We start from the raw sequence: 19,315 nt of genomic DNA on the forward strand, positions 1-19,315 counted from the left end.
CGTACACACTAGAGATATCTCGAGACGTCCAAGAAATGATTCTAATATAGAAGGGAGGTCTCTTACATGAGATTATTTGTTGGTTTAGATGTAAGTTCGTTTGATATGAAAGTTTGCTTTTTAAATGGTGATGGAGAAAAACTGGATTCTTTTTCGGTCAGTAATGACCTACCAGGAGCTACTACACTCAAAGAAAAATTATTACAGTGTGTTGCAGGGAAAGAGGTCGACATCCTTAAGATTGGCCTAGAATCCACCTCTGTTTACAGCTTTCATCCTTCTATGTTTCTTCACCATGATATAGATTTACAGCGTTTTGGAGCAAAAGTATTTCTCCTAAACCCAAAGCAAGTCGCAAATTTTAAGAAAAGCTATTCTGACATGAATAAAACCGATGAGATTGATGCCTATGTCATTGCTGATTACTTACGATTTGGCCGCAATCAAATGTCTATCGTAAAAGAAAGCCAGTACGTGGCACTGCAGCAATTAACTCGATCACGATACCAACTTGTCAAAATGTTAACGAAAGAAAAACAACACTTTCTTCAACACCTAAGTTTTAAATGTAATACATTTTCACAAGAGGTGGATACTTCCGTATTTGGTAGCGCCATGACAGAACTATTTCTTGAAAAATTCAGCTTAGAGGAACTAGCTAATATGCCTTTAGAAGAACTCGCTGAGTTCCTACAGGAAAAAAGTCGAAACCGTTTTGGTGATCCAAAATGCGTAGCAGCATCCATTCAAAAAGCTGTGAAAGCTTCTTATCGCTTGGATAAGGTTGTAGAAGATTCAATAGATGTCATCTTAGGTACATCCATCGCAGTCATTCGTACGTTTCAACAGCAAATCAAGGAATTAGAAAAGTCTATTAAAAAAATCATGGCTGGTTTGACCCAAACACTTGAATCTATTCCTGGAGTAGGTCCTGTTTTCGCTGCCGGTATCATTGCTGAAATTGGCCAAATCGAAAGATTTGACGATGAAACAAAAATAGCCAAATACGCTGGATTATACTGGCGAAAGCACCAATCTGGTCGTTTTACAGCTGAAGATACTTCATTATCCCGTACAGGTAATCATTACTTGCGTTATTACTTAGTTGAAGCCGCCAATTCAGTAAGAAAGCATGTATCAGATTATCAAGAGTATTACGTGAAAAAATATAATGAAGTACCAAAACATCAACACAAACGTGCACTCGTTCTAACCGCAAGAAAATTTGTGCGATTGGTGGATGCGCTACTACGTAGCCACCAACTTTTTACGCCTGGAAGGTGTGTGAAAGAATGACATAAATTTTTGTCATCGCTACCTTTCATTATTTTCCAGTAAATTACATTCGTTACTGGTTTAGTTTCGTGATGCCTTTTTTAAACAAATTGACCTTTGGCAACTTTAAACTTTGTTATTTCTCAGTTGACATACTACCGCAGGTCTTATACTGCAAACTCTCTTCTATTTATTCAAATATAAAGCCTCAAGTTTGTAAACTGAAGGTGATGGGGCAGCAAATCCGTTTTCCAAGATTTCAATATTCGTTACTGCTTCTTCATCTTTCACAAGTTTTGGTGCACCATTTACAATTGTGTCATACGCTGCATCATAGAAACGACCGTAATCACCAAGCGGTGTTTTAATTTGTTTTTCAATCCAGTCACCATTTGCATTACGATACTTAGCAACTACATAGTACATCGGTGAATCTTCACCAAACCCTGCACTCTCAGGCATAATCCCCGCTTTCAAATCATTTTCTTGCTGATCTTCACCGTATTTAATAAATGATCCATTTGTTCCATGAACGATAAAGCGTGGATAATCTTTCGCTACGATATGGTTCGTTTTCAGCTTAATCTTCAACTGATTTCCATAATGTAGACCAACATCGAAATAGTTATCAACCGCACCTTCCACTTCATTATTACGAATATCGTATGTCACTGTATTTGGACGGCCGAATAGTGAAATCATGCGGTCCATCGTATGAATACCTAAACTGTAAAATGAACCTTCTTCTTTTGGAGCTTCATGAGTGATTGAACCAGGACGGAAATAATCAATATGTGATTCAATCTCAATAATATCACCAAGGAATCCTTGTTCAACTACTTGCTTTACAGCTAAAAAATCACCATCAAAACGACGGTTTTGATAAGGCATAACGACTACACCTTTCTCTCGTCCTAAAGCTAATAATTCTTTCGCATGTTCTACTGTATCGCAAAATGGTTTTTCAACGATAACTGATTTTCCGGCTAGTATAACTTTTTTTGCTAATTCATAATGCGTATGTGCTGGCGTACAGATCGTCACGACTTGAATTTCTTTGTCATTCAACAATTCGTCCAAATCAGTAGTGAAGTAAACACCTCTTTCCTCATATGGAGCCGCTAATTCTTCATTTATTTGACGTACAAAAATCGTTTTTACTTTTATATTATTACGTGTCTTTAGATAAGGTAGGTGATAACGGTTAGCTGATTTTCCAAATCCAATAAAGCCCATTGTTAATGTCATGTTCTTCAACTTCCTTGCTCATAAATTTTCGTTTCTACATTTATTATATATTTTTATCTTTAAAAGTATATAGTTTTTGTTTTAAAATTATATATCAAAAAGTCGAGATAGAAATCATTTTCTGATCCCCATCTCGACTTTACGTTATAGACTTATGTCCTATCATCATTTTATTTACACTCGATGACTAGAGAGATACTTAGTTACACGCTCTTATTCATACATATAAGAACGTGTCATCGGAATTGTATCATTAATCCCTTTTGTAAATACAAATTGATGTAAATCAATATTACCTGTAAAGAACGAAGCTGCACATGCATTTAAATATAAACGCCACATGCGGATAAATCGCTCATCTTTCGTTTTGCGAACTTCCTCTAGTACGTTTTCAAAATTTCGAGCCCAATGTTGTAATGTATTCCCGTAATGTCTACGTAAGCTTTCCACATCAACAATGAAAAATTGTTCGTTTGTCATGTTCGTGATTAATTCGTTAACAGCAGGAACATACCCACCAGGGAATATATATTTTTCAATCCAACCATTCGTAGCACCACCATTAGCCGGAGAAGTAATGCAATGCAGCAGAGAAATCCCGCCATCATTTAGTAGTTTGTTAACTGTTTCAAAGTATTGCTTAATGTTGTCTTTTCCTACATGTTCGATCATACCTACACTAACAATTTTATCAAATTTACGATTCTTAATATCGCGGTAATCAAGTAAAGATACTTCAACTAAATCTGTAAGTCCCTCTTGTTTAATTCGCTCGGAAGTCTTTGCAAATTGTTCCTCACTTAACGTTACTCCCATCGCTTTCACACCGTACTGCTTAGCGGCAGCTGTAATGAGCTCACCCCACCCGCAACCGATGTCTAATAGCGTATCACCTTTTTGAAGGTTCAACTTTTTCAAAATATGATTTACTTTATTATGTTGAGCTGTCGTTAAAGAATCTTGCTCATTTTGGAAATATGCACAAGAATATGTCATTGTTTCATCAAGCCATAATTTATAGAAATCGTTCCCAATATCATCTTTATTTTTTTGTTTTGAGAAATTCCATTTACTTTTGAAATATTGCAACTTACTATCACCTAAAAAGCTATCCTGCCTTTTATAAATAGATTGAATTGCTTTTTCAAGGTTACCCTCTATTTCAAGGTCTCCATTCATATATGCTTCACCGAATGCAATAGAAGGATCCTTAGCAATTTCTTTTTTTGAGAGCGGCTTATGGAATGTTATATGAAATTGAGGTTCCCCTTCGCCATATTGTATTGTTTCTCCATTCCAAAGTGTAATTTGAACTGGATCTGAAAACAGATTTTTAAGTATTTTTTTATAAAAAAGTTCTTCAACCATAAAAACATCTCCTACTAAAAAATTGAACAAAAAACTATACTAGTTAATAAGTCTTTTTGAACATAGCTTAAAATCTTTATGACTTCTTGCTACGAGTGTCATTATAAAACGGTTATATTATGAAGCATAGTACGTACTTTAAAGTGATGTAGGCACTTTTAAGTACCCATGGCTGAAACAGGTCCTCAAAAATTTTACTTTTCATCATAACAACTTTCTAAAGTTTTAAAACGAAAAACACCACCTCTTCATTAGGTGGTGTTTTCAATATTACATATAGAGATTTCACTTAACTTCTGTGTTTTTTCTATCTATGCATCGTTCTCCCCATGCGGTTAATTGATTTAATACATTTTGTAAAGACCACCCATAATCGGTTAGGGAGTATTCTACTCGAGGGGGAATTTCTTTGTAAATTTCACGTGTAATCACACCATCTTCTTCCAGCTCACGTAGTTGCTGCGTTAACATTCTCACAGAAATTTCAGGAATTAGACGTTGCAACTCACTCGTTCTCTTCGTCCCTTTCGTTAAGTGACATAAAATGACGACCTTCCACTTTCCACCGATAATTTCTAAAGTTGCTTCTATAGGTATATTATATTGTTTCACGCGATCTCCTCTCCTTTTTTATAAATTCCTTATCTATTGTTACGTAAAAATAAATAATTTTCTATACGGCACATTTTAGTTCCTACAGCACAAAAAAGTACCTATATTACAAAAAAGTAATTATGCTGCTTAAAAATCTCCCTCTATACAAAAAGAAAAAACGAACGTATTCTCGTTCGTTTTTTCTTTCTTTATTCAGCTGCGGTTATAAGCATAGACGTGTTACCATTCTTTTCAAGATGATTTTCTCCCCAGTTACAAAGAGTATCGAGTATAGAATCTAAAGAATGACCGTAATCAGTTAAAGAGTATTCTACTTTTGGTGGCACTTGGTTATACACTTTTCTCTCGATTACACCATCTTCTTCTAATTCACGTAATTGTTGCGTTAACATCTTTTGTGTAATACCAAACATTAATTGTTTTAATTCGCACGTTCTCTTTTTGTCTTTCTTTAAATGACAAAGGATAACTACTTTCCACTTTCCACCGATAACCTCTAAAGTTGCCTCTACAGGAATATTGTATGTTTTCATATAAAAATCTCCTTTAATAATTTTATAAGACAAATAAGCTAAAATATTTAAATATTACTTTTAAGTATCTATAGCACCTTAAAGTACGTACTTTTTATTGTGTTAAACATGTTTCATAATAGCATACGTAAACAGCAGATGAGTAGTACGGCACCAAAAAGTACCTGTATTACTTTTTAGTATCTATATCACTTTAAAGTACGTACTTTTCATTATGTAAAATACATTTCATAATAGCATTTGTAAGAGTTGAGTGAGTCATGCAGTGTTAGAAATTACCTGTTAGTACCTTTACTTTAAAGTGAGTATTTTTCTCATACATTTTGTCAGACGATAAAATGACATGTTTTCATTTTCACATCCATTCACAATGAATAAATAATTTTCAAATACATTTTAGGAGGATATCTATAATGAGTAAATTACTAAAAGAAAAAATCGGGTTTGGTACAGCACCACTAGGAAATATGTACCGTAATATCCCAGAGGAAGAAGCAATCGCTACAGTGGATGCTGCTTGGGAGAATGGCGTTCGTTACTTTGATACAGCTCCACTTTATGGATCTGGCTTAGCGGAGATTCGTCTTGGTGAAGCACTATCAAAAAGAAATCGTGATGATTACTTTTTAAGTACGAAAGTAGGTCGAACTATTTCGGATGAATTAGAAGATCCATCTGCACGTGATTTAGGTGAAAAAGGCGGGCTTTTCGAATTTGGTCGCAAAAATAAAATGATCAATGACTATAGCGCAGATGCAACACTTCGTTCTATCGAGCAAAGTTTGAAACGTTTAAAAACAGATCGTCTAGACTTTGTTTTCATTCATGATTTAGCACAAGACTTTTATGGTGATGCGTGGATTTCACAATTTGAAATTGCTCGAACAGGAGCATTCCGTGCGCTAACACGTTTACGTGAAGAAGGAGTCATTAAAGGCTGGGGGCTTGGAGTAAACAAAGTAGAATCAATTGAACTTATGCTTGATTTAGAAGAAGCGAAACCAAATATATCCTTATTAGCTGGTCGCTATTCATTATTAGACCACGAACGTGCATTGCAACGAGTAATGCCTGCATCTGTAAAGCATAATATGGATATTGTTGTTGGTGGCCCATATAGCTCAGGTATTCTTGCTGGCGGCGCTCACTTCGAATATCAAAAAGCATCGCCAGAAATTATTGCAAAAGTTGAGAAAATCAAAGCTCTTGCAGATCGTCACGAAATCAGCATCAAAGCTGCTGCATTACAATTTTCACTAGCAAATCCAGCAGTTGCTGCCGTTGTTCCTGGGGCAAGTAAACCGGAACGAATTGTAGAAGACCAAAACGCCTTAAATACAGTAATTCCAGCAGCATTCTGGGAAGAAATGCGCGAACAAAAACTAGTAGCACCTAATGCACCACTACCAATCAACGTAAAATAATTTGAAACCTTAATCAGTGGGGTCATCCCCACTGATTATTTGCTCGCAAATATCGAGATAAAAAGGAGCGTAATGAACATGGCACATACTACTACATCTATGGAAATTTTCGGTTCACCTGAACAAGTATGGCAATTAATCGGAGGTTTCAACTCCCTTCCAGACTGGTTACCTTATATACCTAGCAGTAAATTAACTGAAGGCGGTCGTGTACGTCATCTAGCTAATCCAGATGGCGATACAATTATAGAACGCTTAGAAGTATTCAATGATAAAGAACGCTACTACACGTATTCAATCATGAATGCACCATTCCCAGTCACTAATTATCTATCTACAATCCAGGTGAAAGAAGGTACTGAAAGTAACACATCGTTAGTAGAGTGGTCTGGTACATTCACTCCTGTTGAGGTTAGTGATGAAGAGGCAATAAATCTGTTTCATGGTATTTACAGCGATGGACTGAAAGCATTACAGCAAGCATTTCTAGATTAATTCATGTAATAAATTGAGACGAAAAAGTAAATTAACAGTCAAATATTCGATTTTTTTAGTTAAATTCATTATGAAAGATAAACAAATACAAATTTCATGCCTGCTTGTTATTGACAAGAAATAAAAAATACTACCTCCAAATGGAAGGTAGTATTTTTTTATTAATCAGGAAAAACAATTAATCCCTCTTCTTTTTCCTCCTGTTTTAAATCTTCTTCTGGGAAGGTTACAGTTGAATTTTTATCACCTGTTCTTTTTGTTTCTTCACCTGGAAATACGAAAGTTGAATTTTCTTTTCCTTCATTTTTTTCTACGTTATCTGGAAATACCATAGGATCATTGGTAGTCAAATCACTATGAAATCCAAGGTTAGACAAAATTGCTTTTAAATCTGGTAAAACCCCTATTTTATCAGATGATGGGTTATTAGACTTTGTGCCTGTATTAGGATTACTTAAAATTGCTCTCAATTCTTTTGGTGTATATGCCTTACCTAAATGTTCTTTAGCAATCCCTTGAATCGATACAGCAGCCCCAGCAATTATAGGCGAAGCGCTAGAAGTACCACGGAAATTAGAAGTATAACGATTAATTATGTTCTGATCTGTAACTTTTTGTCCTTTACTATTTTGATTTTGATATGTATCTAATGTATCAACATACTCTCCCCAACCATATACATCAATTCTACTACCATAGTTAGAGAAAGCTAAACGTTTATGAGGAACTCTTGCTGTAGATGCTCCAACTATAATAGCTCCTGAATCTTTAAAGTCTGGACTATTTCGATTTAAAATCTGCTTACCATTACGGTCTTTAAATTCATCTAAATCAATCCCACCATTACCAGCTGCTTCTACAATAATAATGCCTTTATCTGTACCTTTGCGAATTGCGTTAAATATACTCGGGTATACTTCTACTGGTAAAGGGTCATCTCCATATCCATCATATTTAAAGGATTCTTCTATTAATAAAACATCTCCAGCCTGTAAAGAATCTACGGCACTTAAAATAGCATCTCTTACATCGATTCTCCCATTATCTCGGATCACTGAAATTACTTTTGCCTTTGCTTTTTGTGCAATCCCAATATTCCCAATCCCATTGTCAGCTGCCGAAACAACACCTAGAACTGAAGTACCGTGAGAAAGATCATTACTCATTTTTCCAGACATAAATTCAATATTTTGACCGACTAAATCTTCATGATTTAATAACCAGCCTTCTTCTAAATCTACAAAAGTTGCTCCCTGACCATTTCCTCCTTTAATTCCCCAAGCATAAGGAGCATTAATTCCTAAAGGTGCCTCTTCAAGATATCCCTGTCTTGAAAATCTAGGTTCATCATAAGGATTGACTGATAATACAGGCAATCTCGAACCAGTTGTTGTGTTTATACTCTTATTAGAACGAACTTGTATTTTACTAGAATCGTCATTAGCAGCATATACTGTATTTGTTACAAATGTCGTACCTATCCCAGCAAAAGTTGTAATTGCAAGTGATGATATCAACATACCTTTAAAATTTTTCATTTTTCCACCTCTATTTTTCTATTAGAAATAACATATTTAATAATGTGTATGAACTAAAAACATTTTATCTTATTATAAAAATAAATAGATTTTATAACTTTTTGATTTACATAAAAACTCCCTTCATTCTTGTAATTCAATATGTACATCTCAAAACAACAAACTTACTGTAACTATTATAGTTACACCTTTATTAATTTTCAACTACGAAATATAAATTTTTAAAAATAAATTTATATTACTTTAAAACAGCACTAACCTTTTACCCACATAAAGTGAAACTTTAATCAGTGGAGTTTTGTTCATCCCCCACTGATTATTAGCCCTCACCAATCGGGCATTTACGGGCAGTTAATGCGGGATAAAAATGCCAAATATCTATCCAAATTACAGCAATCAATAAGTTTATGGACTACGAAAGAAATACGAAAAAGCAAAGCACTAAGTGCTTTGCTCCTTATAAAATCCCTTTTAACTTTTCACCAATTAACTTCGCTACATACTCATAACCTTCTGGCCCAAAGTGTAATCCATCTTTTTCATCATTTTCTACAAATCTTTTATAATCCCGTTCTTGAATCATTTCAGCGAATACGTTTAGAAAATAACTTCCTGTTTCCCTCGCCACTTTCTCCACCACGTCTGCATACTGACTAAGCACTCTATTTGTTCTATTACGCTGTCTTTCTTCATCAACTGGTGCAGGACTAATCAGTAGTACTTTATCTGATGAAACTTGGTTCACAATCTTCTCTAAGTTTTCTTTATATGCTTGTAATGACACTTGAGAAAAAGAAACTGCATCATTCGTACCAAGAAAAACTGTTACGAAATCTGGTTTATATGATATTACATCTTCTTCAATCCTATTTAACGCATCGAATGTATTATCACCTGGAACACCTGCATTCACTACTTTCCAGTTCGGAAACATCTCTTGCAAACGTGGTGTTAATCTCGGCATTCCATCAAAAAATGTTTCATCAGCTGTAATACTATCTCCAAAACATACTAACGTTTTCATTAAGCTACTCTCCTTTTACGTATGAAACAACTTTCCTTCTATTGCTTTTATATATCTGTCAGCAGAACGTTCAACTGCCTCATTTGCATTTTCTTTTACTACTCGATGAAAAGCGTTGTATAAACGATTAAACTGTAACGGCTTCACTCGATTCACCATTTCTTCCACTTTTCTCGCTGGTAGTGGAATTAAGTTTGGATAGCTGTACATGAAGCTTACCCACCGCTCATCTGCTACAACTTGAATAATATCACCTGTTAACAAAATTCCTTTTCCGTCATTACCTTCTTCCCAATGTAAGACAGATCCACCTTTAAAATGTCCCCCTAAACGATGAATGACTAATCCATCAGCTAATTGTAAAGACTCACCAGACCAATAAATAATACGACTACTCGGACGCATCACCCACTCTTTATCATCTTCATGTATATAAATTGGTACATCAAATGTCTCTGCCCATTCTACTTGCGTTGAATAATAATGAGGATGAGACAATGCAATCGCATCTAATCCGCCAAGCTCTTTTATTTTCGTAATTGTCGTTTCATCTAAATACGTAATACAGTCCCACAGTAAACGATATGACTCTGTTTTCACTACAAATGCCGTTTGACCGATCGCAAATCCTGGTTTTGTCGTAATACTATAAAGTCCATTTTCCTCTTTAATTATTTCATTTTTATATGTATCATCTGTTTGCAAATTTTCTAAAGTCGTCCAAGACTGCCCTTTCGGATTCACATACTGCCTTTCTTCATCACAAATATGACAACTCACTGGTTCTTCTACACTCGCTGCATACTGCACGCCACACGTTGTACAAACGTAATTTTTCATCATAATTCCCCCTATCCCTAAATTTTTATTAAGCTGCTTTTTTATGTTCAATTAATAAACTTATAAAAGTAAGTAAATAGACAAATGTAACCGATAATGGAATTACAGTAAATCCTTTTTCGCTTCTACAACATTCATCTCACCATCTCCCCTAAAAATATTTGTACTATAAAGTCACCTCAACCTCACCCATCCAATAACGCCAAGCTGCTAAATAATCTTCTAAATCTTTTGGGTGGTGCCGTAAACATGTATCTATACGCAAATATAATCCTATGACTATCTCTTCATATAAATCACGGTCATTTTTATGAAATACACATTGTTTCATCGCATAACCAATCGTTTCTTTTGTTAAATCTTCCGGAGTTGAACAGAACGCATAAATTAAATCATATATAGGATCTCCTAACACTGGTAAAGGATCAATTACACCGTGCAGTTTATTCTCTTGAAATATAAAATTATGAAATCCAAGATCACCATGCAATAAAAATGGCTGATTTATTCCAGTCCCCCTACTTGGACTATTTGCTAACTTAAAAACCGTTCTATACGCTTCCTCACTTATGTAACGTCTTACATTTTCATGAGCTTCCATCACATTTGTCGTTAAAAATTCATTCCAAGATTGAACTAGGTTTTCTTTCCATCCCCAGCCATCAATCTCTGTAGCTACTTCATACTTATTGATAACTTCCTTTACAAGTTTACAAAGAACGCTCCGTTTATGGCCTAGTTTGCAAAAAGTTGTGCCCTCAAGGAATGAGTAAACAATATAGCGATTTAAAGGTTCCTTATAAAAAAGCTTTGGAAATAATTCATCCTTTTTATAAAACTGAAGAAAATAAGCTTCTTCACGTATGACATCCGATTCATTCAACTTTACAACGTATTGTTCATCTAACAAATATATAGTACTTGTCGTACCCCCGTTTAATGCTTTTACACTATTTGGATAATGTGAAATCACTTTCTCCTTAACTAGTTGTGCAGTGATTATTGAAATATCCATTCTCTCACCCTTTAACTCCGAATATTCCCTTAATTCAAAAGACAACTTTACTATTATTTGACAAACATAAGGGAATTCCTCCTAAAAATCTTAATATAACAAAAGATAATTTTATTTCATTGCAACTGCGTCTTTCAATATTCCATCATATAGTTCATTCCATTGATGGTAATGCGATGTAATTTCTTCACTCCAAATGTTCTTCATTTAATCTAGTAATTTCTATTGAATTATCTCTTTCTTTTAACTTATGAGCCAAACTTTCTACACCAAACACTTCTGTAAACGTATGACTGCCTACAATTAAATTAATCCCTTTAAATTTCGCATGTTGCACTGTATATAATGTTTTTTCACCTGTTATGTACGTGTCACACCCTTTTTCTAATGCACGTTCAATCAAATTTGTATTGTTTCCTGCACCGGTTAAAATCGCAATCCGTTTTACTGGTTTATCGTGATTTCTCCAGCTCTTCACTTTCTCTTCCATTCTTTCTTCAAGTTTTCCAACTAAGTTTGAAAAAGGAATCGCTTCTTTATATTCTCCTATTCCCGGTAGTTCTTCTTCCTCATACGTGGAATATTCCAGTATTGTATCTATCCCAATTCCGTTAAATAACGATGTACATGTGCCAAACTTTACAAAATCTAACGGCAAATGAATCCAAAAATGATTCATTTCATATTGCTTCAATTTCTCAATACAAGCCTCTTCCATACCAAATAAAAAACTCCACGGCGCATGATGTGTAACTATCATATCGACTCCATTTCTATACGCTTCTTCAATAGTTTCTAACGTTAAATTTGTTGTGTAACCGATTTTGTGAAATTCATCTTTACTTATATGAGTAAAACCATATTCATCATCGCCGTATTTATGAAGATGCTCTCCAAATAGTGATGTTATATGTTCGTTAAACTGCTTTATATTCATTTTATTTCTCCTTTCATTTACTTTTATATTTCAAAAATAAGGAAATACTAAATAAAAACGTTACATACATATAGGAGGACACCATGAAACCTGAATTTTTAAAAGCTGTACATGATGCCATTGGAAACGTCGAACATATTCATATAGAAGAAAGCGGTGCTGACAGCTTACTTATCCATCATGATGATGCACAGCAATTACAACAAGTCGCTAAAACGCTAGAAAATAACAATTTTCGCTCTGCTTTAAGAACAACTGGAGATGCTTCGTATATTGAAGTGTTGAACAGATAATGAAAGTCCGGATGTATGCCGGGCTTTCTTTTTTATATTAAAACTTCAAACTCTTTCACATACACCGCTGTTCCAGCAATATCTATTTGTAACTTTTCGTTTTCTATCCCTTTCGTTACATAAACAGTTACACGACCATCTTTATTTATTTCCTGTCCTTGCTCAACGATTAAGTCCAATTCATGTTCAAAATCTTTCTCTAAATACTCCGCATAATACGCTCCCATTACACCTGAAGCTGTTCCTGTCACTGGATCTTCAATCGTCCCAGCATAAGCTGACGAGAAATGACGGCCATGCATTTGTGCTAGTTCATCATAAGTTTCTAGACAAATTGGGTGAATAGAAGCATTAGGTATTTCTTTTAATACCGATGGAAATGCAGCATTATTAGGTTTCATTCTCTCACACGCATCTAGATTTTTAATCGGCACAATTACAGTCCAGTTTCCTGTACTTCCATATACTATCGGTAAACTTACATCTAAATCATTTACTTCTAAACCAATACTATGAGCTAATTCTTCTTTTGAACCTGCAAAATCTTTAAACTGAGGTGCTGTCTGCCTCATTTTAATAAAGGTTTCTCCATTTTCATTTACACCTATTTGTATCGGTAAAATCCCTGCCTTCGTTTCAATCGTAAGGTTACTTTTCTCTTCTAATAAACCTTTTTCGCGCAAGGCATATATCGTCCCTACTGTCCCATGACCACATAAATCCATTTCAAAACCAGGTGTAAAATAGCGCATTCTTATATCTCCTACTTCTGAGGAAAGAACAAAAGTTGTTTCGTTATATCCAACTTTTTCAGCAATAATTTGCATTTCCTCTTCCGTTAATCCATCTGCTTCTAATACAATACCTGCTGGATTACCCATACTCGGTTTATTCGTAAATGCGTCATAATGAAATACGTTTATAGTCTTCATTTTCTTTTCTCCTAACCTTCTTTAAAAATTTTATAATAAAGCTCTATCTCCGTTTTCAACGAACAATTATTTCTCCAAAATATTCTCTGCATCTTTTCATTTGAAGTATGTGTGCTTCCGATGTAATAAGTAGCCCCTATTTCCTTTAACATATGTAAAGATTGAAGATGCAGCCGGGAAGCAATTCCTTTCCCGCGATAATAAGGCATTACTCCAAAGTAAAATAATCGCCCTTCACTTTCTGTTCCAGTTTCTATATGCGGTATGGACATACCAATTGGCTCAGTTTTATCATAAAAAACAATACATGACTTTTCCCACCCCTTACCTAACTCTGTTTGCACGGAATAAAAATGTTCATCGATAGTTAAAATTGAAGTTTGATTCCCTGAACCCGACATACATTGTTCCCAAATATATTTAAATTCTTTTTCCGATAACGTTCCTTCTGCTATTGATCGATATGTATATTGTCTTTCAAGCTCTTCTACATTGTTCAATTCTCTACATACTTCTATCTTTGCGGCATACAAAGAAAAACCGACATCAAGTAACACTTTCACACTTGAGTTATAACTACTAAACCTTTTGTTTAATACAATACTCGCTCTTTTTAACTCCCAATTAAAACAAACCTCTTCAAATCTACTTATCTTTTCTTTATATGTTTGTACGTTATACAAAACGTCTTCTTCGATCTCTTCAATCGTTACTGCATTTGGTAAGCCATTTAATACTTTTTTAGAAGGGCCAAACAGATTCTGAATGATTGCAAGATCGTATATCACCATTTTAATTCCCCTACACCTGGCTCAATAAACTTGCCTGAAACATCCTCGTTTGAATCTATTACCCAATCATATATATTTTTTGCTCCTTCAGCGGGAGTCATATTCGCATCAAAAGCACCAATGTCAGTCTTTAATTTTCCAGGGTGAATAGCAGTTACATGAATTCCTTTATCCTCAAACTCTTGTTGTAAACAGAGCGTTAACATATTTTGTGCAGCGTTAACATATTTTGTGCAGCTTTAGCAATTCGATATGAATATGAGAACTGACCTTGTGGAAACTCTTTGTTCGCCATTTTATGCAATGAACCTAACCGAGAGGACACATTTATGATTCTCGGATGATCCGATTTAGCTAAAGCCATATATGTACCTTTTACAGCTCGAATTACACCTAAGCAATGAATATTAAATAAGTCCGTTAACTCTTCTGAATTTGTATGTAAAACCTCAGTCTCCTTCCCAGTAATGCCAGCGTTATTTATAACTAGATCAACATGCTCTGTATATTCCTCAAGCTGCTTCTCAATTTGCTCCGTACTCTCATCAACCGATAAGTCTGCCAATATAGGAAAACATCTACAACTATACATTTGCTTCAATTGCGTTACCGCAACCTCAGTTCTAACTAACGGATAAACGATATGCCCCTTTTCATGAAATACTTTTACTAACTGTAACCCTAATCCCCGATTTCCACCTGTAATAACCACTCTCATATACTCATCTCCTTATTTTTAAAATAAATAAGAAAATCCATCCACTTACCATTCTCTAATGAAAATGCCTCTCTCTTGCATTCAAATGAAAAGCCTGCGCTTTCCGCAAGACGCACTGATGGCTCATTATCAACATGTATATGTAATTCGATTCTATGAAAATTAAGGCTATTAAAAAATAACGATAACGTAGCGTTTACACTTTCTACCCCATATCCATTTTTCCAATATTGATTATGAATAGAGTAGCCCATCATTGCCCACTGATAATCCATACGTAAAATTTTTATTAGCTCTAGCTTTCCAATATTAGCCCCATCTTCTTTACGAAAAATACCTAATACATACATCTCATCTCGATGTGCTGCTTCATCAAACCCTCTAATCCATTCCGTGAACCATTCTTTTGTTCGTGATGCCATAACTTGATAGCCATCGTCATATTTATACTGCGATGGCAGTCTCTTATTAAATCCATCTAACCAACTTTCGTAATCATCTTTTTGAAATGGACGGATAATGAGTCTATCCGTCTCTACTTCTAATAACGGTAGCTTCATTTAATTTCATCCCTCGAATTATTAATTGAATATTCTTTATTATCTTACACAAAATACAAAATCTAGTAAATTATTATGTTTTTGATACATAAAAACCCAGTCATGCTTTATACATAACTGGGTTCTCCATCGTTTCATAATTTTCTATTTCACAAGAACTACATCTCGTAATTCCCTCTTCAACACTTTTCCTAAAGCGTTTTTCGGTAACTCATCTATGAATACCACTTCTGGTATTTTGTAACTGGCTAATTTCTGTTTACAATACTGAGTAATACTTTCTTCTGTTAATATTGTTTCGCTATCCTTCACAATGAAAGCTCTTGGAACCTCTCCCCAAAAGTCATCTAGAACTCCAACTACTGCAACTTCTAAAACACCTTGTATTTCATGAATAACATCTTCTACTTGATCTGGATATACATTGTCACCACCGCGTATAATAACGTCTTTATATCTTCCCATAATATGCAGGAATCCATCGTCATCTATCATGCCAGCATCACCCATGTTAAACCAGTTATCTTTTACTACCTTCTTTGTTGCCTTTTCATTATTCCAATACCCTTTAAACATGTATGGACTTTTCACATGAATCTCTCCAACTTCATTTGTTGTTAGTTCATGTCCTGTTTCCGGATGAACAATTTTCACCTCTACATTTTTCAAGGTTTTTCCTACAGAAGACATCTTTTCTTTTCCCATCATTGGATGCCATGAGGTTACAACCCAACCTTCTGTACTACCATAACCTTGCACCATATAGATTCCTTTTTCCATATATTTTTGAATGAGTGTTTCTGGCACTTTTGTACCACCGCTTTGTGCCACTTTAAAGGTTGAAATATTACGTTCTTTTTTATTTAATTCATCAAGCATGTAACTATAAACAGCAGGGAACGCAAGCATCGTAGTAATTTTCTCTTCTTCAATCTTATCCCAAATAATAGCAGGATTCGAATCAGCTAAGAAAATCATCGTAACGCCATGATAAATACAATTTAAAATAGAAAGCACGCCACTCATATGGAACAATGGATGCACAGATAAAAAGCGTTCACCTGCTGGGATTTCTCTTTGTCCCGCAATTTCAGCAAAATAGTGATGTAAGTTTTTATGTCCAATTACACATGCTTTCGCCTGTCCAGTCGTTCCTGAAGTAAATAAGTAAATGGCGTCGTCTTCTTCATGAACTTCTACGTTCGGTTCTGTCGTTGGCTGTTTTTGCAGCTCTAATTCAAATGAACCAAAACCTTCTTTTGTCGTTTGAATTACATAAGGAATTTCTTTAACAGCATCAACATTTAATAACACTTCACTAAATTCTTCATCAATAACTAACACTTTTAATTTCGCTTCTTTTACAATTGTTTCTAATTCATATACAGTAAGCTGATGATTTAGCGGAATAAATACCGCTCCAATTTTTAAACTTGCCATCATAACGCTTGGAAATGGGTGATTATTTTTGCATAGTATTCCTATACGATCTCCTCTTTGCACACCATTATGTAACAAATAATGTGCAAGCTGATTTACTCGTTCATTATATTGCTGAAACGAATATCTTTTCTTCCCTCCTACAAGCGCTTCCAAATTTGGTGACTGCATTGCTCTCTTTTGTAATAATTGTCGCATCGTTCTCAAGTAAAACTCCCCTTTATATATGTTAGGTTTTTTATTTTACCAGATTAACTATTAATTTACTAAAGATTACACTTAGTGAATATAAGAAGAATATAAAATAGCCATTTACTTCACAAGTAAATGGCTATTTTTCATTATATATTAGAATACTTCTTGTTCATTACATATTGCACATACTCAGGTGCACTTTTATCAATCTCTTCATCACTTAGTTTATATTCTGCACCATATAAATAAAAGGAAGGTATAAATTCCATACCTGTATATAGGCATGTAGCTTGGAATGGTTTCGTCAACTCATCCATTGTAATCCCACTATTTTCATAGTCTTTTTCTAATCCACCTATAGAAATAGCTACACCAAATTCTTTCCCCTTCACTTTATCTCCTTGTGATCCGTACGCAAATCCATATGTTAATACATCATCGAACCATTTTTTTAATAATGGTGGTGAGCTGTACCAGTAAAGCGGAAATTGAAATATATATCTGTCATGTTCTACTAATAACTTTTGCTCTTGTTCAATATTAAACTCCCAATTTGGTGCCACCTTATATAATTCATGCACCGTAATTTCATCTGAATGTTTCTCAAGTTCTTCTATCCATCTTTTATTAATTTTTGATTTTTCAATATGAGGGTGTGCTACAATTACAAGTGTTCTCATCATTTTCCAGCCCCTTTATAAATTAATCAATCCTTTACGTATTAGTATGAATGAGTTACATATAATTGAAAAGTACGTACTTTCAGGTACTATAGGAACCTTGAAGTACCTTTGGAGGTGTTATATGAATCAAAATGATAATTGCCCAATTGCAACAACACTCGATGTAATCGGTGGAAAATGGAAAGTTCATATTTTATGTATTTTGTCGGATGGAAAAATGCGAACAAATGAAATTAAACGAGAAATCCCAAACATTACACAAAAGGTTCTTACACAACAACTTCGGCAACTTGAAGCTGATGGGATTATCTATCGTACCGTATATCAAGAAGTACCACCAAAGGTTGAGTACACCATAAGTGAATACGGAAAATCTTTAATGCAAATAATGAATGATCTGTTTGAATGGGGAAAAGATCATCAAATTAAAAGATTACATGACTAAAAAAGCACTATATACTTTGTTTAATCCTCTACGTTCATATTTTTTATTTCTATAAAGTTTATTTTCATCATTTTTTAGCTAACTTGTTTTCTTAGATTGATGGACGTGACCCCACATCCATCAATCTAAAAAGATACAATTAGAAAAATGAGATTTCTATAAAGTTTCGCATATAAACACTACTTCCGCCTCATTAAGCGCTCGCTCTACTTTTTCTAATCTCAATTGTACGTAAGCTATAAAGAAGCACCCCTAAACCGAGAATTTTTTCATTATTAGACACATTAGAACCTAAGGTAATAGTAGGTACATTTAAACCCATAAACCTTTCACTCCATTCTATAGGCATATAAAAAGATACTCCTTAAAAATAAAAAACGCTATTCTCTCTGTAAAATCATAGAAAAGAATAGCGTTTTTTATTTTGAAATAGAAGTCATTATTTAAACTAAACATGCTAATATTGATTTTGTGCGATTGTCAGTTACCTCATAATAAATTTCTAATCCTTTCCGAGTACCTGTAACCATTTTAGCAGCTTTTAGTTTAGATAAATGTTGACTAATTGTACTTTGAGGCATTTGTAAATCCCCATACATTGTTGTTACATTAGTAGGACCTTTTGCAAGCATTATTTTTACTAAAGATAGACGAACTGGATGCGCCAATACCTTTAACACCTCAGCGATTTCTTGAAACATTTCTTTTTTTTCTTTCATCTTATTTCTCCCCTTTTATATACATATTTATGTTATCCATATATATAATTCGAAGGTATATGCGTTTTTATGTCCGTCATTTTAAAAAAATATAAAAAAACTTTAATCCGAAACTAAAGGATTAGCTTAACATACTGTCTCACTATTCATAATGAATAGGAATCTCGTTATAGAAGCAGCAGTTTTTATGCTACAACTCTACATTCAACTAACTAAAACTAATGAAA

Annotated in this window: 21 protein-coding genes and 2 pseudogenes; 5 read left to right on the top strand and 18 right to left on the bottom strand. The window is 34.4% G+C overall.

The annotated features are described in order from the left end of the window. Nucleotides 1-66: 66 nt before the first annotated feature. Nucleotides 67-1,296, top strand: a complete 1,230-nt coding sequence (locus MHH55_RS11035; protein ID WP_340880302.1) for an IS110 family transposase — start codon at nucleotides 67-69, stop codon at nucleotides 1,294-1,296. Nucleotides 1,297-1,461: 165 nt separating this feature from the next. On the opposite strand, the gene MHH55_RS11040 is transcribed toward MHH55_RS11035, so the two are convergent. The 4 genes from MHH55_RS11040 to MHH55_RS11055 form a co-directional block, all read right to left on the bottom strand. Then, the gene (locus MHH55_RS11040; protein ID WP_078187589.1) at nucleotides 1,462-2,523 is read right to left on the bottom strand and encodes an oxidoreductase; all 1,062 of its coding nucleotides are present in this window, start codon (nucleotides 2,521-2,523) and stop codon (nucleotides 1,462-1,464) included. A gap of 213 nt (nucleotides 2,524-2,736) precedes the next feature. Continuing rightward, the gene (locus MHH55_RS11045) at nucleotides 2,737-3,891 is read right to left on the bottom strand and encodes a cyclopropane-fatty-acyl-phospholipid synthase (RefSeq protein WP_078187590.1); all 1,155 of its coding nucleotides are present in this window, start codon (nucleotides 3,889-3,891) and stop codon (nucleotides 2,737-2,739) included. 285 nt (nucleotides 3,892-4,176) lie between these two features. Further along, nucleotides 4,177-4,503: a winged helix-turn-helix transcriptional regulator gene (locus MHH55_RS11050; RefSeq protein WP_000816339.1), complete on the bottom strand. Its 327-nt coding sequence runs from the start codon at nucleotides 4,501-4,503 to the stop codon at nucleotides 4,177-4,179. A gap of 191 nt (nucleotides 4,504-4,694) precedes the next feature. Beyond that, the gene (locus MHH55_RS11055; protein ID WP_000860816.1) at nucleotides 4,695-5,039 is read right to left on the bottom strand and encodes a winged helix-turn-helix transcriptional regulator; all 345 of its coding nucleotides are present in this window, start codon (nucleotides 5,037-5,039) and stop codon (nucleotides 4,695-4,697) included. 413 nt (nucleotides 5,040-5,452) lie between these two features. On the opposite strand from MHH55_RS11055, the gene MHH55_RS11060 reads away from it, so the two are divergent. Both MHH55_RS11060 and MHH55_RS11065 read left to right on the top strand, forming a co-directional pair. Beyond that, on the top strand, nucleotides 5,453-6,463 hold the full coding sequence (locus MHH55_RS11060) for an aldo/keto reductase (RefSeq protein ID WP_000040527.1): 1,011 nt from the start codon (nucleotides 5,453-5,455) through the stop codon (nucleotides 6,461-6,463). Between the two features lie 78 nt (nucleotides 6,464-6,541). Then, a complete protein-coding gene (locus MHH55_RS11065; protein ID WP_000951521.1) occupies nucleotides 6,542-6,958 on the top strand; it encodes an SRPBCC family protein in 417 nt (138 codons plus the stop codon). Between the two features lie 161 nt (nucleotides 6,959-7,119). On the opposite strand, the gene MHH55_RS11070 is transcribed toward MHH55_RS11065, so the two are convergent. From MHH55_RS11070 to MHH55_RS11090, 6 genes and pseudogenes are all read right to left on the bottom strand, one after another. Then, on the bottom strand, nucleotides 7,120-8,496 hold the full coding sequence (locus tag MHH55_RS11070) for a S8 family peptidase (RefSeq protein WP_078187591.1): 1,377 nt from the start codon (nucleotides 8,494-8,496) through the stop codon (nucleotides 7,120-7,122). Nucleotides 8,497-8,953: 457 nt separating this feature from the next. Continuing rightward, nucleotides 8,954-9,520, bottom strand: a complete 567-nt coding sequence (locus MHH55_RS11075; RefSeq protein WP_000855207.1) for an SGNH/GDSL hydrolase family protein — start codon at nucleotides 9,518-9,520, stop codon at nucleotides 8,954-8,956. Between the two features lie 15 nt (nucleotides 9,521-9,535). Then, on the bottom strand, nucleotides 9,536-10,363 hold the full coding sequence (locus MHH55_RS11080) for an MBL fold metallo-hydrolase (protein WP_078186961.1): 828 nt from the start codon (nucleotides 10,361-10,363) through the stop codon (nucleotides 9,536-9,538). A gap of 25 nt (nucleotides 10,364-10,388) precedes the next feature. Next, nucleotides 10,389-10,484, bottom strand: a pseudogene (locus MHH55_RS36410) (DUF7010 family protein); the annotation flags it as partial. A gap of 42 nt (nucleotides 10,485-10,526) precedes the next feature. Continuing rightward, nucleotides 10,527-11,375, bottom strand: a complete 849-nt coding sequence (locus MHH55_RS11085; RefSeq protein WP_002026086.1) for a phosphotransferase — start codon at nucleotides 11,373-11,375, stop codon at nucleotides 10,527-10,529. Nucleotides 11,376-11,562: 187 nt separating this feature from the next. Then, a complete protein-coding gene (locus tag MHH55_RS11090; protein ID WP_078186962.1) occupies nucleotides 11,563-12,312 on the bottom strand; it encodes a Nif3-like dinuclear metal center hexameric protein in 750 nt (249 codons plus the stop codon). A gap of 83 nt (nucleotides 12,313-12,395) precedes the next feature. On the opposite strand from MHH55_RS11090, the gene MHH55_RS11095 reads away from it, so the two are divergent. Beyond that, complete coding sequence (locus tag MHH55_RS11095) at nucleotides 12,396-12,605, top strand: hypothetical protein (RefSeq protein WP_000801653.1); 210 nt, start codon at nucleotides 12,396-12,398, stop codon at nucleotides 12,603-12,605. A 32-nt stretch (nucleotides 12,606-12,637) separates the two neighbouring features. Here the strand turns inward: MHH55_RS11095 and MHH55_RS11100 are convergent, their stop codons facing one another. The 6 genes and pseudogenes from MHH55_RS11100 to MHH55_RS11125 all read right to left on the bottom strand — a co-directional run bounded on the left by MHH55_RS11100 (nucleotide 12,638) and on the right by MHH55_RS11125 (nucleotide 17,921). Next, nucleotides 12,638-13,537, bottom strand: coding sequence for a PhzF family phenazine biosynthesis isomerase (locus tag MHH55_RS11100; RefSeq protein WP_078186963.1), 900 nt, complete (start codon nucleotides 13,535-13,537; stop codon nucleotides 12,638-12,640). An 11-nt stretch (nucleotides 13,538-13,548) separates the two neighbouring features. Further along, a complete protein-coding gene (locus MHH55_RS11105) occupies nucleotides 13,549-14,325 on the bottom strand; it encodes a GNAT family N-acetyltransferase (protein ID WP_139362466.1) in 777 nt (258 codons plus the stop codon). Beyond that, nucleotides 14,322-15,046: pseudogene (locus MHH55_RS11110) on the bottom strand (SDR family NAD(P)-dependent oxidoreductase). Before MHH55_RS11110 ends, MHH55_RS11105 begins: the two are co-directional and overlap by 4 nt. Further along, the gene (locus MHH55_RS11115; RefSeq protein WP_078186965.1) at nucleotides 15,043-15,606 is read right to left on the bottom strand and encodes a GNAT family N-acetyltransferase; all 564 of its coding nucleotides are present in this window, start codon (nucleotides 15,604-15,606) and stop codon (nucleotides 15,043-15,045) included. The pseudogene MHH55_RS11110 and the gene MHH55_RS11115 overlap by 4 nt, the downstream one beginning before the upstream one ends. A 144-nt stretch (nucleotides 15,607-15,750) precedes the next feature. Then, nucleotides 15,751-17,244: a class I adenylate-forming enzyme family protein gene (locus MHH55_RS11120; RefSeq protein ID WP_078186970.1), complete on the bottom strand. Its 1,494-nt coding sequence runs from the start codon at nucleotides 17,242-17,244 to the stop codon at nucleotides 15,751-15,753. A 143-nt stretch (nucleotides 17,245-17,387) separates the two neighbouring features. Next, nucleotides 17,388-17,921, bottom strand: coding sequence for an NAD(P)H-dependent oxidoreductase (locus MHH55_RS11125; protein WP_002164479.1), 534 nt, complete (start codon nucleotides 17,919-17,921; stop codon nucleotides 17,388-17,390). A gap of 124 nt (nucleotides 17,922-18,045) precedes the next feature. On the opposite strand from MHH55_RS11125, the gene MHH55_RS11130 reads away from it, so the two are divergent. Continuing rightward, nucleotides 18,046-18,369: a winged helix-turn-helix transcriptional regulator gene (locus tag MHH55_RS11130; RefSeq protein WP_001072980.1), complete on the top strand. Its 324-nt coding sequence runs from the start codon at nucleotides 18,046-18,048 to the stop codon at nucleotides 18,367-18,369. A gap of 193 nt (nucleotides 18,370-18,562) precedes the next feature. Here MHH55_RS11130 and MHH55_RS11135 read toward each other — a convergent pair whose 3' ends face one another. Next, nucleotides 18,563-18,718 (bottom strand): hypothetical protein, encoded by a 156-nt coding sequence (locus tag MHH55_RS11135; RefSeq protein WP_166669637.1) that lies wholly within the window; start codon nucleotides 18,716-18,718, stop codon nucleotides 18,563-18,565. 94 nt (nucleotides 18,719-18,812) lie between these two features. After that, nucleotides 18,813-19,088 (bottom strand): ArsR/SmtB family transcription factor, encoded by a 276-nt coding sequence (locus MHH55_RS11140; protein ID WP_000660066.1) that lies wholly within the window; start codon nucleotides 19,086-19,088, stop codon nucleotides 18,813-18,815. Between the last annotated feature and the right edge of the window lie 227 nt (nucleotides 19,089-19,315).

The sequence above is a fragment of the Bacillus sp. FSL K6-2944 genome (genome assembly GCF_038005385.1).
GTDB classification, from domain to species: Bacteria; Bacillota; Bacilli; order Bacillales; family Bacillaceae_G; genus Bacillus_A; species Bacillus_A cereus.

Bases quoted from the DNA above. Each gene is read 5' to 3' on its own strand.
- MHH55_RS11035 (WP_340880302.1), top strand. From the start codon at position 67: ATGAGATTATTTGTTGGTTTAGATGTAAGTTCGTTTGATATGAAAGTT.
- MHH55_RS11040 (WP_078187589.1), bottom strand. From the start codon at position 2,523: ATGACATTAACAATGGGCTTTATTGGATTTGGAAAATCAGCTAACCGT.
- MHH55_RS11045 (WP_078187590.1), bottom strand. From the start codon at position 3,891: ATGGTTGAAGAACTTTTTTATAAAAAAATACTTAAAAATCTGTTTTCA.
- MHH55_RS11055 (WP_000860816.1), bottom strand. From the start codon at position 5,039: ATGAAAACATACAATATTCCTGTAGAGGCAACTTTAGAGGTTATCGGT.
- MHH55_RS11060 (WP_000040527.1), top strand. From the start codon at position 5,453: ATGAGTAAATTACTAAAAGAAAAAATCGGGTTTGGTACAGCACCACTA.
- MHH55_RS11065 (WP_000951521.1), top strand. From the start codon at position 6,542: ATGGCACATACTACTACATCTATGGAAATTTTCGGTTCACCTGAACAA.
- MHH55_RS11070 (WP_078187591.1), bottom strand. From the start codon at position 8,496: ATGAAAAATTTTAAAGGTATGTTGATATCATCACTTGCAATTACAACT.
- MHH55_RS11075 (WP_000855207.1), bottom strand. From the start codon at position 9,520: ATGAAAACGTTAGTATGTTTTGGAGATAGTATTACAGCTGATGAAACA.
- MHH55_RS11080 (WP_078186961.1), bottom strand. From the start codon at position 10,363: ATGATGAAAAATTACGTTTGTACAACGTGTGGCGTGCAGTATGCAGCG.
- MHH55_RS11085 (WP_002026086.1), bottom strand. From the start codon at position 11,375: ATGGATATTTCAATAATCACTGCACAACTAGTTAAGGAGAAAGTGATT.
- MHH55_RS11090 (WP_078186962.1), bottom strand. From the start codon at position 12,312: ATGAATATAAAGCAGTTTAACGAACATATAACATCACTATTTGGAGAG.
- MHH55_RS11095 (WP_000801653.1), top strand. From the start codon at position 12,396: ATGAAACCTGAATTTTTAAAAGCTGTACATGATGCCATTGGAAACGTC.
- MHH55_RS11100 (WP_078186963.1), bottom strand. From the start codon at position 13,537: ATGAAGACTATAAACGTATTTCATTATGACGCATTTACGAATAAACCG.
- MHH55_RS11115 (WP_078186965.1), bottom strand. From the start codon at position 15,606: ATGAAGCTACCGTTATTAGAAGTAGAGACGGATAGACTCATTATCCGT.
- MHH55_RS11120 (WP_078186970.1), bottom strand. From the start codon at position 17,244: ATGCGACAATTATTACAAAAGAGAGCAATGCAGTCACCAAATTTGGAA.
- MHH55_RS11125 (WP_002164479.1), bottom strand. From the start codon at position 17,921: ATGAGAACACTTGTAATTGTAGCACACCCTCATATTGAAAAATCAAAA.
- MHH55_RS11130 (WP_001072980.1), top strand. From the start codon at position 18,046: ATGAATCAAAATGATAATTGCCCAATTGCAACAACACTCGATGTAATC.
- MHH55_RS11135 (WP_166669637.1), bottom strand. From the start codon at position 18,718: ATGCCTATAGAATGGAGTGAAAGGTTTATGGGTTTAAATGTACCTACT.
- MHH55_RS11140 (WP_000660066.1), bottom strand. From the start codon at position 19,088: ATGAAAGAAAAAAAAGAAATGTTTCAAGAAATCGCTGAGGTGTTAAAG.